Source organism: Prochlorococcus sp. MIT 1342, from assembly GCF_047304495.1.
GTDB lineage: Bacteria > Cyanobacteriota > Cyanobacteriia > PCC-6307 > Cyanobiaceae > Prochlorococcus > Prochlorococcus marinus_D.
Window position 1 is genome coordinate 296,157 of the sequence record NZ_CP138957.1, and the last position, 14,771, is coordinate 310,927.

The window sequence follows — 14,771 nt, forward strand, 5'->3', positions numbered from 1 at the left end:
ATTGCTGCTCTAGTTGTTTTTGGGCTTACTCTTCTTTTTTTTTGGGGCATTATTTTATGAGTTGGGGCTCTAATCCTTCTGCTCAAGAAAGGTGAAAAGGCTGAGGAGATAAAAACCCTCCTTGAGGGCATGTGGATTGACCTTAAAGACCTTTTCGTTAGATTTGTAAGATTATATAATCTTCTTGAGGCATTTGTTATAGAGCTAACTCAGCGTGAACTAGATGGAATTGATGAAGCCGCAAAAGCTGAAGATTTGACTTCTGTTGCATTAGTCTGCGAAGCTGATGAAGCGGCCATTCAAGAATGCATTTTTGCAGAGAAAGTCAATAATGATACGTTTTAGTTCTGGACAGGCAAGTCAATCGGTTTAAGAATAGATCTCTATTTGTATATAGATTGCAATCCTTGCTCATTATCGTGCCGTCATTCTTTAATCAACTCGTAACCATTCCATGTTGATCTCCAGAAATGCCTTGAGCTTGCATTGGTGGATCTTTGTCTTTTTTGCGACACCTTCTGCCTTTGAATTCACTTGCCGGAATATGTTTGCTTGACTTATTATTGATTTTTACTCTTGGATTGATGGTTAATATCCCTGGCGAGGGTGAGTAGATGAATGATCTTGTTTGCTAGGTAATTTTAAGTGCTGCGAACACAATAAAGGAACATGCGCTCAAGGCTTTTGCTAACTCAAAAGAACAACTACTCTGGCAATCATCCGCTGAAGTACAGAATGTCTTCAAATTACACCACTGTGGGGCTCACTAGTGTCGAGCTGAGATAGAAGATGTTATCCGCTCAATGATGAATGGCTTTTCACTAAAGTAAAAATTAAGCGCGCTCATTGCAAAAAAGCTGAGGTGCGGTTGGAGAATTCTTCAACTCGTTTCTTCTGGCTGTACGCCCCCTGATGGATTCGAACCATCGACCGACTGTTTAGAAGGCAGTTGCTCTATCCAACTTCTTGAGCAGACCCCATTGCCTTCTGCCATGTCTGCGCTTGGGGCGGAAGCAGGTGTGCTGATCGGCGTCTTCGCCAGAGAGCGCGGACTGTTTCACGCCGTGGTTGAGTGTGGCTGTGATGAAGGACTGGAGCCTGCGTCAGCGATCACCTGAATTCAGCTGGACTCAGCGAGGCATTCAATCGGCTCGGGTGGGCCTGGTGATGGTGGTCGGTCTCCTGGTCAGTTAGGTGGCGCAGCTGCTCCTGGTGGTTCTGGGAATCGGGGGTTTTGTGCCGCTCAGCGGCCGTTGAGTAATCCGGCCGTATCGTCTCCTCCAAACAGTTGCCGATAGGCCGAAGCTGTGATTCCGAAGACCACTGGAACCGCGGCCAGCAGACCAAAACCACAGGCGCAGACCCCAAGGAGCAGGATCACAACCTGTATCACCAGAAGCCCAAGAACCTGCCACCACTGGCCTTGAACGGTGGTGATCCCTCGTTGGATCGTGGCGATCGGCCCCAGGCCCTTGATAACGGCGAGATAGCCGAGAAAGGCCTGATTCACCTGGAGGTAGGCACCCACCAGGGATCCGACTAGCAGAACGGCAATAGCGCTGGGGCTCGGTATTACGGTCATGGCCAGATCCTGGATGACAGGAATTAAGGCGGTGATCTGGTCGGGATCGGACGGATCTGTCGCCATAATGAGCCTGCAAAGCTCACTGAACATCTCGTTTGCATCAGCGGCGATCAGAGCGAGCCTTAGAACGGCAGTGCCGATGGCCAGCAGCAGCATTACCAGGATGAACTGGCGGCTGAACAGTCTCCAGATCGCGGCCGGATTGATGGCGATGAAGTCACCGAACTGCGGAGAATTGCCATTCAGGCCGATCCATGCTCCACGTATGAATCCGATGGTGGCCCAGAGGCTCACCAAGGTTGTGGCGATGAAGCCTGCTAGGCCTGGAATCAGATCCACCAAAGTGGAGAGGATGAAAGCCGCAAGAGCGAAGAAGACAAACGGCCAGGGAGCGCGACGGAAGGTCTGCCAGCCTTCCCGGATCGCGAGACCAACGTAAAGACGCGGACTGGATGGGGCGTCGGTCATGGAACCTCATCGAGACGATCGATCGGACGTTAGAGGCTTCAAGGACGCACGTCAGCGACTGCAACAGTGATGAGATCGATCGCCCTCTGCACATCGACCGTTGTCGAGTGGCGGATGAGGCTGAGACGCAGAGAGGCTTCCAGCTAGGAACCCCAATCGCTGAGATCTCAACGCCCCCTGATGGATTCGAACCATCGACCGACTGCTTAGAAGGCAGTTGCTCTATCCAGCTGAGCTAAGGGAGCACTACAGCATTTTGGCAGTCAACATCGAGTTGGCCTCCTATGGTTAGAGGCTGCGAACTTGCATCCGATGGCGGCCAGCCGGCTCAGCAATAGTCAGAAATCTGAGCTTGTGGAGCGTTACAGGGCAGGTGATGCCACAGCAAGCCTTGCCAAGGCTTACGGCTGCAGTCCTAATACTGTCACGCGCACCGTTAAAACGCTGCTTTCAGAGACGGACTATGCCGCGGTGAAGGCTTCTCGTGCCCAGCGTGGTGCCATCTCTAAAACTCTCTCTGTTGTTGAAGAAGCACCCGTTAAGGATCCATCAGAGTCGAGCTCATCGACGCTGAATTCGCTTGATGAGGTGAAGCTTGAAGAGGGGAAGTTGGATGAGCTCGCGTTGGACGACGAAGCTGCAGGTGTTCTTGCTCTCGATGATGCCGATGACTTTGGTGATGATCTGGAAGAAGACTCGAGCGAAGATGATCCTCTCGAGGCGGACATGGGGGATCTCCCTGAGTCCGAGGTGTTTCGTGAGCTGGTTCCTTTAGTCGCAGATTCTGTTGCTTTCAATGATCGTCCAACAGTTCAATGTCAGCCTCTCTTGCCTGGCTTGTTACCTAGCAGTGTTTATATGCTTGTCGACAAGACAGTTGAACTTGATGCACGCCCGCTGAAGGAGTTCTCAGAGTTGGGCTTGCTAGCCGATGATGATCAAGACAGACGGGCTCTTTGTTTGTTTGCGAATCCCCGTTCTGCCAAACGTCAGTGTGGACGTAGTCAAAGGGTGATCAAGGTACCTGATACAAGCGTTTTTGAGCTCACCACCTCCTATCTGTTGGCTCGCGGAATCACTCGTTTGGTGCTGGAGGGTTCACTGATTGCCCTTGATTCTCAAGCCCCATCGATCTGAACGGTTCTTGATTCGTCGCTTCAGAGTCAGAGTCGTTCAGGCTCTTGGCTTGGGCAGCAGCAGAGCGGCTGTACTGCCGCCACTAATGACACCTGCGACGATTGAAATCCCTACCAGAAAACCTGTGGGGAGCTCTGCGCTTTTGGCATCACCCAGCCTGAGACTGTGGCGATCATTGAGATTTTGGGCTCCCAAGCAGAGCACGACCAGGAGCAATCCGCCGCTGACAAGACTGGTTGTTAGCAGCCGCAGCCGCATGATGTGTTTTCGATGGTTCCCCTTAGTTTGCCCTTTCTAGGAGTTCACTCAATCTCGTTTTCTACCATTTGGTGTACAAGGGCATAGAGAGCCCTTCTGGATTGTCCTGATTGTTGAGCGAGTTGTCGAGCGGCATCGCTTGCACTTGCTCCACTGGCCATCAACGCTGCCAATTCCGCTCGCCAATGCGCGTCACTTTGCTGATCTGGTCCTGAAATTGGAGCACCTCCTAGAACAAGAGTGCATTCCCCTAGAGGCTTGTTTTCAAGAAAATGCTGTAGGGCTGCTGCGATCGTTGGCCCTACTTGTTGTTCATGGCGTTTGGTGAGTTCCCTGGCTACCTGCAAGGGCCGCTCATCCCCGCAAAGTTGCGCCAATTCTTTCAGCAGTTGCACCAGACGGTGTGGCGCTTCGTAAAGAATGGTTGTTCGGGTCTCGCTGGCGACCGCTGCCAGCTGCTGCCGCCGTTCCTTGCCTCTGGAGGCTAGAAAACCTTCAAAACAAAAGCGGCCAGATGGAAGTCCGCTGCTCACTAAGGCGGTTGTTGCTGCACAGGGGCCGGGGATACAGATCACCTGGTGCCCAGCTGCCCTAGCGGCTGCGACGAGTTGTTCGCCGGGATCGCTGATGCCTGGCAGCCCGGCATCACTGATTAAAGCCAGGCTTTGGCCTTCGTTGAGCAGTTGAAGTAGTTGGGGGAGGCGAGCTTTGGTGTTGTGTTGGTGGAAGCTGAAACGTTGATTCTGCGCGCCCAAGCTGTTGAGTAGATGGCCGCTATGGCGTGTGTCTTCACAGGCGATGGCAGAGACATTCGTGAGCACAGAGCGTGCTCTGGGGGAGAGATCTCCGAGGTGACCAATGGGCGTCCCAACCACATAGAGCACCCCTGGTGCTGGTTCCTCTCGCTGGCTCAAAATGAGGCTTGCACGTGTCTATTCATGATGCCGAACGCACCTCTTCTCCCTGTTGGTGTGGATCTGGAGGTTTTGTTGCAGCACTTGAGGCGATTGAGCTGGGGTGCTGCAGACATCCTGCTGGCCTATGCCAGGGGAGAACAGCCACCGCATGGATTTTCTAAGGCTCTGAGTGTTGACGATGGTGGAGAGGGGCCTGTTTCTGCCGCTGACCTTGCGGTGAACCGTTGGCTTCTGGATGGCTTAGAAGCGAATTTCCCCTTGGCAGATTGGACTCTATTGAGTGAGGAGACGGCCAAGGAGCAACTCACTGCGGGCGAACCCTTAGCGGCGGAATGGTTGTGGATCCTGGATCCCTTGGATGGCACAAAGGACTTCTTGCAGGGCACAGGTGAATACGCCGTGCATCTCGCTTTGGTGCGTGGTCAACGCCCAGTGCTTGGCGTGGTACTCCTGCCAGAAGCCGAGGAGCTTTGGTTCGGTGTGATTGGTTCTGGGGCTTGGTGCGAAGACCGGCAGGGACAACGTTCGCCGGTGCGTTTTAGTCAGCGCCAGGCTGTTGGTGAGTTGATGCTGGTAGCGAGTCGCAACCACCGCGACAACAGGCTTGAACAGCTGCTAGAGAGTCTTGCTCTTGGTGGTAGCAAGGCTGTGGGCAGTGTGGGTTGCAAGGTGACCACGATTTTGCGCGGAGAAACAGATTTGTATATCTCTCTTTCAGGTCGTAGTGCTCCAAAAGATTGGGATATGGCGGCTCCAGAGGCGGTGCTGATGGCGGCAGGGGGATGTTTCACTCATGCTGATGGACGCCAGCTTGCTTACAACAGCGGTGATGTGCGTCAGGCCGGATGTTTGATCGCCAGCCATGGCCTCGCCCACGCCCAGCTTTGTGAAGCAGCGGCGCGGGCGATGCAAGAGATTGATCCCGGCTTTCAGGTTTGAATTGACCTGTAGCCCCTCAGTTGAGAGGTGCTACAGGAGTTGGAGCTGGCTCTGAGTGAGTCTCTTCGCCGTTCTGAGGCACGCCTCTGAGTGTGAGGTTGATACGGCCACGATTGTCAATCTCTCGGATCCGTACTGTCACCTCATCACCTACTTTTACGACGTCGTCGACCTTCTCCACGCGAGCCTCTGACAGCTGGGAAATGTGGATCATGCCCTCTTTGCCGGGCAGGATCTCTACGAAAGCCCCGATCGGAATGATCCTTGTGATGGTTCCGGTGAACACCTCCCCCTCGTTTACTTTGCGGGTGAGTCCTTCGATGATGCGTTGGGCTGCCTCTGCAGCAGCCCCGTCATGAGAAGCAATCGTGACGATGCCACCGTCTTCAATGTCGATCTTGGTGTTCGTGCGTTCTGTGATGCCCTTGATTGTGCGACCTCCAGGGCCAATCACTGTGCCGATCAGTTCTGGATCGATTCTGAAGCTCAGCAGGCGCGGGGCATGGGGAGAGAGGGTAGTTCTGGGAGCGTCGATGGCTTCCAGCATCTTCTCGAGGATGTGGATCCTGGCAGGGCGGGCCTGATTGACAGCTTCTGCAATGGTTTTGACCGGAAGGCCGGTGATCTTCATGTCCATCTGCAGGGCCGTGATGCCATCTTTTGTCCCAGCCACCTTGAAGTCCATATCACCGAGGAAGTCCTCGATTCCCTGGATGTCAGTGAGGATGCGAATCTCAGCATCTTCCTTGATCAAGCCCATGGCGGCTCCGCTAACTGGAGCCTTTAGTGGCACACCAGCATCCATGAGGGCCAGGGTGCTGCCGCAGACCGAGCCCATCGAGGTGGACCCATTGGAGCTGAGGACTTCGCTCACCACCCTGAGCACGTAAGGGAAGGTGTCCTTAGGAGGCAGGACTGGAATGATGGCGCGTTCAGCGAGGGAACCATGGCCTACCTCACGGCGCCCGGGCGATCGCATTGGACGTGTCTCGCCAACGGAATAGGGGGGGAAGTTGTAGTGGTGTAGATAGGTCTTCTCAGGTCCAGGGTTGAGGTCATCCATCTCCTGGGCATCGCTGGGTGTGCCCAGGGTGGCGGTGGACAGCACCTGGGTGAGGCCGCGTTGGAAGAGTCCGGATCCGTGCACGCGTTTTGGCAGCACGCCTGCGGCGGAACTGATCGGGCGAACCTCATCGAGCTTGCGACCATCGACGCGTTTGCCTTGTTTGATGATCTGCTCACGCATCAATTTTTTGGTGAGCGCCTTGAAGTTGTTGCTCAAGACTTTGCTGTTGGCATGCACTGACTTGCGAACGGCATCGTCTTCTTTGAGGCTGTCAATGGCTTCAGCTGTTTTCGCTTTGATGGCATCCAACTTGCTATCGCGTTCAGCTTTGGTCTGTTCAAATTGCTTAAGCACTTCCCCGATGCTCTTGCTGCAATTTTTTTCTAGATAAGTCGACAGCTTGGTGTCTTGAGTAGGGGGTTCGGGCTGTACCTGCTTAATCCCTGCATCCTTGAGGATGGTTTGCTGTGCCTTGATTAATTCGCAGACGGCTTCATAGCCAAAGTCGATGGCTTCGATGACGTCCCCTTCTGGCAGCTGGTTTGCACCGGCTTCAACCATGACAACCCCATCTGGAGTGCCAGCTACCACGAGATCGAGATCGCCACGTTCGATTTCTCGATAGCTGGGATTCAGAACGAAATCGTCACCGAGAAGCCCTACCCTTACTGCAGCCATTGGCCCCTGGAAGGGGATGCCTGCTAGCAAGGTGGCCATGGAAGCTCCCGTAACGGCAAGCACATCTGCTGGAACCCGTTCATCGAGAGAGAGGCATGTTGCCACGATCTGAAGGTCGTCCCTCATCCAGCAAGGGAATAAGGGCCTCATGGGGCGGTCGATTAGACGAGCGATCAGTGTGGCTCTTTCTGGCGGGCGTCCTTCACGTCGCATGAAACTGCCAGGAATGCGGCCAGCTGCATAGAGCCGCTCCTCGTAGTCGCAAATCAGGGGAAGAAAATCGATGCCTTCGCGGCCTGTTGATCTGGTGGCGGTTACCAGGACGGCGGTGTCGCCGCATTCCATCATCACGGAACCACCGGCCTGGGGGGCATATCGCCCTGTGGTCAGCCGAATCTCCCGACCATCAAAGGAGATCGACTGTGTCTGACCTTGCACGTTCTCTTATGTTTTTTTTGTCAAGCACCATACTGGCACTTTGCCGAGTCAACTTTCGTGGAATTTTGGAATTGATTCCTGTTGGTTCAGTTGCTAAGCAACAAAAAAGAGGGATGGATGACTTCAATCCCTCTTGCGAATGAGTAAGAGCTCTCTACTCCTAATAGATGCAGAAATGGTTTGAGAGTTACCAGCTGGACTTGACGACTCCAGGAAGTTCGCCCTTGTGAGCTCGTTCTCTCAGCTGGTTGCGGCATAGCCCGAAGTCGCGATAGACGCCTCTTGGCTTTCCTGTGGCCCAGCAACGATTGCGGATGCGGTTTGGAGCACTGTTGCGCGGGAGAGCTTGAATCTTGCGGTGGATCTCAAGACGTTGCATTGGATCCTTGGCTGCATTGAATGCTGCCATTAGAGCCGCTCTCTTGGCTGCGTAGCGCTCAACAATCTTCTTGCGCTTTACATCACGGGCGATCATTGACTTTTTAGCCATGCGGCAGTTTTGAAGCGCGAGGGTCGATAACGAACTTTACCTTCCAACTGCTGCAATTGTTTTGCTTGCCCAGTTTTCAGCTGCTCAGGCTCTTGCAAATAGGGCAGATCAGTGACCGATCAGCTGTTGCACTACAGATAGTTGAGTGGTGTCGCGAACGATCAGCACCACACTGAGACCTACTAATAAAAAAAAGCCTGATTGCATGAAAGCCATTTGGATGCGCTCCGGAATTGGTCGCCCACGCACGCCTTCTAATAGCAGTAGCAACAGTTGGCCGCCATCAAGTAGGGGTAGCGGAATGGCATTGAGTACGGCGAGATTGATCGAAAGCAATGCCGCGAAGAGCACTAGGCCAGAACTTCCCTGGCTGGTTAGCTGGGCGCCCATTTCGACAATCTTCACAGGGCCACTGACTTGTTGGGCTGTGGTTGCGAAATCGGTGATGAGTCCTGAATAGCCCTTAACGGTTCGACTGAGTAGGGAAATGAATTGGCTGTCAACATGGTTCAGAACCTCTCCGGGGCCCTGGGCCCGGCGGGTTTTGCCTGTGACGTTGGCCTGCAATTGGGCGCCCACCCTGCCATTGCCCTGTTGCTCAGCGGGGATGAGCACAATCTTGCTGCGTTGACCCGAACGGACTCTGTCCAGGTGAATTTTGCTGCCTGGTGACTCTTTGATTTGACTCACCAGGGTCTGGATCGCTTCTTGACCTCGCCCTAGCTCGTTGCCATCCACGCTGAGGATTCGATCGCCAGCGGCTAGCCCTGCAGCAGCAGCGGCTTCTCCGGGTTGAACGGCTACAACGATGACACCTGGATCAGGTTGGCTTGGCAGCCCGATCATGACCGCTTGGCCCATTAGCACCAGCCATGCCAGCAGAAGATTGGCCATGACCCCTGCACAGATCACCAGGGCTCGTTGTCTGATCGGCCGGTTGCGTAGTAGGTCGGGATCATCAGGGGGGATTTCGCTGTTTTCGTCGTCATCCGGAAATGAAACGAAGCCCCCTAAAGGCAAAACTCGCAGCGCATATGTGACACCCCTTCGTTGTCGTTTGATCAGCGCCGGTCCAAACCCGATCGAAAATCCATTCACACGGATTCCCTGAGCAGTGGCAGCCAGAAAGTGCCCAGCTTCATGAATGATGATCAGCAGGGCTAGAACCGTCAGCGCCGCAAAAACGTTCATTCAGCTTCTAGTAATGGGTTCATTCTGGCTCTAGGCGATCGTTGCCGAAATAAGGCACAAGTGCCTTGGGGAGGAGGACACTCCCATCAGATTGCTGGCCTGTTTCGAGAAGGGCAGCCATGGTGCGTCCTACCGCTAGGCCACTACCATTGAGGGTGTGGATGAGTCGGGTACCTTTTTCGTCTTTGGTGCGAATAGCAGATCGCCGTGCTTGGAAGTCTCCACAGATACTGCAACTTGAAATTTCCCTGAAGGCGCCTGCTCCTGGTAGCCAGACTTCGAGGTCGTAGGTGCGTGAGGAAGAAAACCCTAGATCACCTGTGCAAAGTTCAATCACGCGGTAGGGCAATTCCAAGGCCTGCAGCACGGCTTCGGCATCGGCTGTGATCTGAGCGTGGGCAGCCTGCGAATGGTCTGGATGGACGAACCAATAGAGCTCCACCTTGTTGAATTGATGCAGCCGGATCAGGCCACGGGTGTCTCTTCCATAGCTGCCAGCTTCGCGGCGAAAACATGGACTGTAAGCGGCGTATCGCAGTGGAAGTTGCTCAGCGGGGATGATTTCATCGCGGTGCAGAGATGTCACCGGCACCTCTGCAGTTGGTGTTAGCCAGAGGTCGTCTTCAGCGCAGCGGAAGCTTTCTTCGGCGAATTTTGGCAGCTGACCAGAGCCCGTAAGGCTGGCGGTATTCACCAGTACCGGAGGCATCACTTCTCGATATCCCTTTGAGGTGTGAAGGTCGAGCATGAAGTTGATGAGTGCTCGTTCCAGTCGCGCACCCTGACCCATAAGGGTGACGAAGCGACTTTGGGCAATCCGTACAGAGCGTTCTGTTTCGAAAAGTTTGAGCCGCTCGGCAATTGACCAGTGCTCCAGAAGGCCTTTCTCTTCACGTGGCTTGCCCCAACAGTGTCTTTCTTGGTTGTCGTTCTCGTCGCGTCCTTCAGGACAATCAGGGGAGGGCAGGTTTGGCAAGCTCAGCAGTTGCTCTCGCAATCGGGCTGATAGTTGTTTCTCCTCGTCTTCTAAAACGGCTACCTTTTGCTTGATTAGGTTGCCTTGCTGTCTTAGTTCTGCCACGTCGCTGGCTTTTGGGTCGCTTCCCTGCTGGATCCGTTGACCGACTTCCTTGCCGATCCGATTCCCTTCTGCCTGGAGGCTGCTGCGCTGTTCCTCGAGATTTCTTTGTTGCTGGGCGATCAGTTGTAGGCCCGTTAGATCTAACGTCATGCCCCTTCGGCCCAGTTCGTTGGCAATCAGGTCGGGGTTGTCCCGCACCAGGCGCTGGTCAAGCACGAGGGTTTTGAAGTCAGCGCGGGCAGCCTAAGTGTTGTTGGCCCAGCAAATGAATTCTGTTTGGTTACTCCTATTCAGCCTGGAGATTGGAAGCAACAGAAGATGCTGCTCGGGCTCTTCCGCTAGCGGCCCATTCCTTAAGGGCGTTGAGCTGTTCTCGGGCTGTGCGGGAGAGCGGCACCAGTTGGCTGGCAGCAAGAATTAGGTCGGTCTCTCCAAGTTCTCGGCGTTCGGCGAAGGCCAAGTGCATGGCCTCAATCACAGTCTGTTCGAGTTCGGCACCTGAGAAGCCTTCGCTTCGATCGATGACCGCAGCTAGGGGAAGGTTTAAGTTCGGTCTTCGTCGCTGTATATGGAGCTCAAGGATGTTGCGGCGTTCCTCGCTGAATGGCAGGTCAAGCAAAAAGATTTCGTCGAAACGACCTTTGCGCAGAAGCTCTCCAGGTAAGCGTTCTACGCCATTAGCGGTAGCGACGACAAAGACCGCGGAGGTTTTCTCCGCCATCCAGGTGAGTACGTTGGCAAGGACACGTTGACTGGTGCCGCCATCACTTCGGGCATCACCACCAAAGCCTTTGTCGATCTCATCAATCCAGAGAACGCAAGGAGACATTGCTTCTGCCCGCTGGATCGTCTCTCTGGTACGTGCCTCGCTAGCACCCACTAGCCCGGCAAATAGGCGGCCTACATCGAGGCGCAGCAGTGGCATCGACCAGTTGTGGGCGATGGCCTTGGCGGTGAGCGATTTGCCTGTGCCTTGGGGGCCGATCAGTAGAACGCCGCGGGGCAGTGGCAAGCCAAAGTGACGAGCTTCGTCGGAGAATGCCTGATGGCGTTGCTCTAGCCAACCCTTAAGGCTATCGAGGCCGCCTATGTCGGCAAGCGAGGCTTCTGTAACGCAGTACTCCAGAACCTCACTGCGGGCTACGGTCTGACGCTTTTCCTCAAGGACTTCGGCGAGATCTGCCCAACCTAGTTTGCCTCGCTGGGCTAGGGCACGGGCTGCCACCTGACGCACCCTCATTTCGCTGAGGCCGCTGCAAGCGTGGGTGAGCTCTTCTAAAACGTCTGCTGAAAGGGGGGAGCCGCTTGCCTGGGCAATGTTCTCCAGCAGTGTTCGTAGTTCTGGTTCCTGAGGTAGCGGGAGATCGAGAATGGTCAGGGAATCATCAAGATCGCTGGGCGGAGTCCATGGCCCTGAGCAGAGCACCACAGTGTGGGGTTGATGGCGCAAGTGAACCGATAAGTTGCGCAACATGCGTGCGATACCAGCGTCTTCGCAGAAGTGATAAAAATCTTTGACTAGCAATAGGGTTGGACTACTGGCATCAAGTTGTTGCAGCCATTGCAGGACAGCCATCGGTTGACGTGCCCCAAGCCCTTCTTCGTTAAGCACGCCTTTAAGGCCGCCAATAAAATCCCAGCTGGCAAGGCGACGGGGCTGTAGTCGTTTTGCGGCTTGCTCAAGCAGCACTTCAACACGCTCCTCTTCGCTGCTGCGAATCCAAAGGAGAGGTGTTCTGGCTCTGATCAGCAGATCCAGGTGGTTATCCCAGCTCGTCATGGCGAGGTGAGTTTGTGTAATGCTGCCCAGCGTGGATCGAGATCAGTTCCCTCAGGTTTCACGGCAGTGGTTTGGGCTGAGGGCTGCAGTTGAGCTGGACCGGGACAATCGGCCCCACAACGCTTGACTAAAGGCATCTGCAGACTCAGTTGTTCGAAAACCCAACGTTCTGGGTCAAAGCTGCCAAGAGGGTCAAGGCACTCCATCAGTGCATCCATATCCTCGGAATGGCTCGAGCCATTGAGTTCGTTTGGTTTTGGACCATTGCCCTTCAGCCAGATCAGTTCTTCGGTATTACAGGCGAGAGTTTGATTGAATTCGCTTAGGCATCGATCACAGCAGAGGGTGACGATGGTTTGGAATTTTCCTTTCACTTCAAGAATGCTGCCTTGATGCTCGGCACTGATGCTGCCTCTCAATGGGGTGAGAGAGGCCATCTCGTCCAGATGTCCCTCGATAGACCAGTGTCGAGGAGCAGCCAAGGCTTTTAGGTCTTGCAATGAAATGGGTTGGAGCCCTGGGATCATTTACTACGTTTTTTAGGTTCAAAGGGAAGACGATCTGATCCACCGATGGCTTCTGTTGCTAAAGCAGGTTTGGCTAGCTGGTCATTGAGGATTTTCTGCAGGTTCTCAGGTAGGGCTTCACGACTAAGCAGAAAAGTTTGACCTGCTTGAAAGATGTTTGCGATCACCATATACAGCAATACACCTGCTGGTAGTGGAAAGAACAAAAACATGCCAGTGATCATCACTGGCGTGATCTTGTTGGCTGTTGATTGTTGAGGGTTCGCAGGTAGCCCTCTGCCGGAGAGGATCTGCGAGACCAAAAGCGTCAAGCCGAAACCACCAACCAGAATTGCAATATCCCAGTTGATTTCCCCATCGACGTAGAAACCAACTTGACCAAGGGCCTTAATGAATAGAAAGCCACTTTGGGCAGCAAGGCCAGGAATTTTGCCTTGAACGGTGGCATCGCCTTCAGCCAAAGCCTGGACAGTGCCATCGGCCGACACCTTGACAAGATCATCCCCCTTGGTGACGCTCCAGGTTGGCGTGAACTTGGTTCCACCTTCTACGCCAGAAAGCCTGCTTGTGAAGCTTTCGCCAGTGAGCGTTTGCAGCTTGATTTGGGCCTTGTCTCCAACTCCTAATTTTGTGCCGCTTGGCAGAGACGCAATGACTGGGAAATGTTTGGTTTCACTGATGAAAATCGAATGCTTGCTACTGGTAAATGGCTTGGGTTCAATGGCTGCAATTTGGTCGCTAGGCAGCACCTTGAGGTTCACCATGTAAGGCACATCAGCAAACGGTGATCCTCTAAGGGTTGCAAACAGGGCGAAGAGAATTGGCATCTGTACCAATAGGGGTAGGCACCCTGAGAGGGGGTTGCCGAACTCCTTCATGACTTTCCCTAGTTCCTCCTGTTGCTTCTGAGGGTCTTTGGCATAACGGCTCTTGATTTCATCCTGGCGCTTCTTCATCGCCGGCTGGGCGATCCGCATGCGACGAGCGCTACGAATGGATCCAGCACTTAAGGGGAACAGTGCTAATCGGATGACCACTGTGAGGGCGACGATGGCGAGGCCATAGCTCGGCACTAATCCGTAGAAGAAATCCAGGATCGGGAGCAGAATGTTGTCGGAGATGTACCCGATCACGATCGATTGCTGAGGGTGGATGGAACTGTGATGCCAGTGTGCATCAGCACCTATATGGCTGGGTTACACGCTGGGAGTTATTTAAGCCGCAAAGCCCTTTAGATCCTGGGGTGAACCTTTGGCCCTGCGGGCGCTAATCCGTGCATTGATGTATTTCTCGGTTTCTCTGAAGCTAGGTAATGAGCGCATCTCAAGTCTTGAACCATCGTTGAGTACCAGTACCATGTCGCCCCAGGAGCCCAGGCCACGGGGCACTGAGCGCACCTCCTTGATTTGGCTATACACGACTTGGGTCTTATCGCGTCCCAGCCATCCCCCAGTCACCGAAACGCGTCGATTGGTAATGCGAAAGCGCAGCCACAACGCTCGAATCACTGCCCCAATGGTGAAAGGAAGGCCAATCAGTGTTAGCCCCATCAATAGGTTGATGATGAGATCGCTTTGAGCGGGGCCTCCTTCATAGAAGACCTCTTCTGAGGTTGTGATCATGACAACAAACCTGCTTGATGGAGCAATCTGTCGCATTCTTCTAGCAATGGTGACGATTCTATTGCGGAGGCGACTGGCTTGAGGCTGATCAGCACCCAGAGATTGCAATGCTCGGGTGCCACCTCAAGCCTGCTTCTTAGGTGATCGTGCAGAAGTCGACGCAGACGGTTGCGAATGACGGCCCGTTTACTCACTTTGCTGCTGATCACAACGGCACAACGGCATGCCGTGGAGTTGTGGTGCCGATGGGGTGCTTTGAGCAGTTGGGGATCTGCTTCGATGACACGGAGCACCATTGAAGTTCCATAAAAGCGATAGCCCCACTTCTGAAGGCGCTCAAAACATCGACTTCCCCTTAATCGCATTGATGCTGGCAGCACCATTGGAGGTTGGCTTCCTGAGCAAGTGGCGTGATTTGAGTGATTGACCCGCACGCAGGGTTATGGATTAGACCGCGAGACGCGTGCGACCACGTTTTCGGCGACTGCGGATCACTCTTCGACCAGTGTGAGTTCGCATGCGCACACGAAATCCTGAGACGCGTTTTCGTTTGCGGCTGGTTCCACCAAAGGTTCTTTTTGTCATTGAAGGAGA

Annotated in this window: 17 protein-coding genes and 2 tRNA genes; 4 read left to right on the forward strand and 15 right to left on the reverse strand. The window is 54.0% G+C overall.

The genetic code is table 11. From position 1 onward, the window contains the following. The first annotated feature begins 129 nt into the window (after positions 1-129). Positions 130-345: a hypothetical protein gene (locus SIB79_RS01505; protein ID WP_063403631.1), complete on the forward strand. Its 216-nt coding sequence runs from the start codon at positions 130-132 to the stop codon at positions 343-345. A 561-nt stretch (positions 346-906) separates the two neighbouring features. Here the strand turns inward: SIB79_RS01505 and SIB79_RS01510 are convergent. Then, positions 907-973: transfer RNA gene (locus tag SIB79_RS01510), tRNA-Arg, on the reverse strand. Positions 974-980: 7 nt separating this feature from the next. Here SIB79_RS01510 and SIB79_RS01515 point away from each other — a divergent pair. After that, positions 981-1,118, forward strand: coding sequence for a hypothetical protein (locus SIB79_RS01515; RefSeq protein ID WP_155724639.1), 138 nt, complete (start codon positions 981-983; stop codon positions 1,116-1,118). 125 nt (positions 1,119-1,243) lie between these two features. Here SIB79_RS01515 and SIB79_RS01520 read toward each other — a convergent pair whose 3' ends face one another. After that, positions 1,244-2,053 (reverse strand): hypothetical protein, encoded by an 810-nt coding sequence (locus tag SIB79_RS01520; RefSeq protein WP_063403632.1) that lies wholly within the window; start codon positions 2,051-2,053, stop codon positions 1,244-1,246. A 171-nt stretch (positions 2,054-2,224) separates the two neighbouring features. Beyond that, positions 2,225-2,298, reverse strand: a tRNA-Arg gene (locus SIB79_RS01525). A gap of 67 nt (positions 2,299-2,365) precedes the next feature. Here SIB79_RS01525 and SIB79_RS01530 point away from each other — a divergent pair. Beyond that, positions 2,366-3,190 carry a hypothetical protein gene (locus tag SIB79_RS01530; RefSeq protein WP_063403633.1) on the forward strand — a complete coding sequence of 275 codons (825 nt, stop codon included), beginning with the start codon at positions 2,366-2,368 and terminating at the stop codon, positions 3,188-3,190. A 36-nt stretch (positions 3,191-3,226) separates the two neighbouring features. On the opposite strand, the gene SIB79_RS01535 is transcribed toward SIB79_RS01530, so the two are convergent. After that, a complete protein-coding gene (locus SIB79_RS01535) occupies positions 3,227-3,448 on the reverse strand; it encodes a hypothetical protein (RefSeq protein WP_063403634.1) in 222 nt (73 codons plus the stop codon). A 44-nt stretch (positions 3,449-3,492) separates the two neighbouring features. Next, positions 3,493-4,362 carry a 16S rRNA (cytidine(1402)-2'-O)-methyltransferase gene (gene rsmI / locus SIB79_RS01540; protein WP_063403635.1) on the reverse strand — a complete coding sequence of 290 codons (870 nt, stop codon included), beginning with the start codon at positions 4,360-4,362 and terminating at the stop codon, positions 3,493-3,495. Between the two features lie 24 nt (positions 4,363-4,386). On the opposite strand from rsmI, the gene SIB79_RS01545 reads away from it, so the two are divergent. Continuing rightward, positions 4,387-5,304 carry a 3'(2'),5'-bisphosphate nucleotidase CysQ gene (locus SIB79_RS01545; protein WP_063403636.1) on the forward strand — a complete coding sequence of 306 codons (918 nt, stop codon included), beginning with the start codon at positions 4,387-4,389 and terminating at the stop codon, positions 5,302-5,304. A 16-nt stretch (positions 5,305-5,320) separates the two neighbouring features. Here SIB79_RS01545 and SIB79_RS01550 read toward each other — a convergent pair whose 3' ends face one another. From SIB79_RS01550 to rpmH, 10 genes are all read right to left on the reverse strand, one after another. Then, positions 5,321-7,486 (reverse strand): polyribonucleotide nucleotidyltransferase, encoded by a 2,166-nt coding sequence (locus SIB79_RS01550; RefSeq protein WP_063403637.1) that lies wholly within the window; start codon positions 7,484-7,486, stop codon positions 5,321-5,323. Between the two features lie 187 nt (positions 7,487-7,673). Beyond that, positions 7,674-7,976, reverse strand: a complete 303-nt coding sequence (gene rpsN, locus SIB79_RS01555; protein ID WP_063400067.1) for a 30S ribosomal protein S14 — start codon at positions 7,974-7,976, stop codon at positions 7,674-7,676. Between the two features lie 108 nt (positions 7,977-8,084). After that, the gene (gene rseP / locus SIB79_RS01560) at positions 8,085-9,167 is read right to left on the reverse strand and encodes an RIP metalloprotease RseP (RefSeq protein ID WP_063403638.1); all 1,083 of its coding nucleotides are present in this window, start codon (positions 9,165-9,167) and stop codon (positions 8,085-8,087) included. Between the two features lie 19 nt (positions 9,168-9,186). Then, positions 9,187-10,464, reverse strand: a complete 1,278-nt coding sequence (gene serS, locus SIB79_RS01565) for a serine--tRNA ligase (protein WP_063403639.1) — start codon at positions 10,462-10,464, stop codon at positions 9,187-9,189. Between the two features lie 70 nt (positions 10,465-10,534). Beyond that, positions 10,535-12,028 carry an AAA family ATPase gene (locus SIB79_RS01570; RefSeq protein WP_063403640.1) on the reverse strand — a complete coding sequence of 498 codons (1,494 nt, stop codon included), beginning with the start codon at positions 12,026-12,028 and terminating at the stop codon, positions 10,535-10,537. Further along, positions 12,025-12,555 carry a YceD family protein gene (locus SIB79_RS01575; protein ID WP_063403641.1) on the reverse strand — a complete coding sequence of 177 codons (531 nt, stop codon included), beginning with the start codon at positions 12,553-12,555 and terminating at the stop codon, positions 12,025-12,027. Before SIB79_RS01575 ends, SIB79_RS01570 begins: the two co-directional genes overlap by 4 nt. Further along, positions 12,552-13,688 carry a membrane protein insertase YidC gene (yidC, locus tag SIB79_RS01580; protein WP_063403642.1) on the reverse strand — a complete coding sequence of 379 codons (1,137 nt, stop codon included), beginning with the start codon at positions 13,686-13,688 and terminating at the stop codon, positions 12,552-12,554. The genes SIB79_RS01575 and yidC overlap by 4 nt, the downstream gene beginning before the upstream one ends. Positions 13,689-13,769: 81 nt before the next feature. Then, positions 13,770-14,177, reverse strand: coding sequence for a PH domain-containing protein (locus SIB79_RS01585; RefSeq protein WP_011130738.1), 408 nt, complete (start codon positions 14,175-14,177; stop codon positions 13,770-13,772). Next, positions 14,174-14,560, reverse strand: a complete 387-nt coding sequence (locus SIB79_RS01590) for a ribonuclease P protein component (protein WP_063403643.1) — start codon at positions 14,558-14,560, stop codon at positions 14,174-14,176. Before SIB79_RS01590 ends, SIB79_RS01585 begins: the two co-directional genes overlap by 4 nt. Positions 14,561-14,624: 64 nt before the next feature. Continuing rightward, a complete protein-coding gene (gene rpmH / locus SIB79_RS01595) occupies positions 14,625-14,762 on the reverse strand; it encodes a 50S ribosomal protein L34 (protein WP_011825283.1) in 138 nt (45 codons plus the stop codon). Positions 14,763-14,771 lie beyond the last annotated feature (9 nt).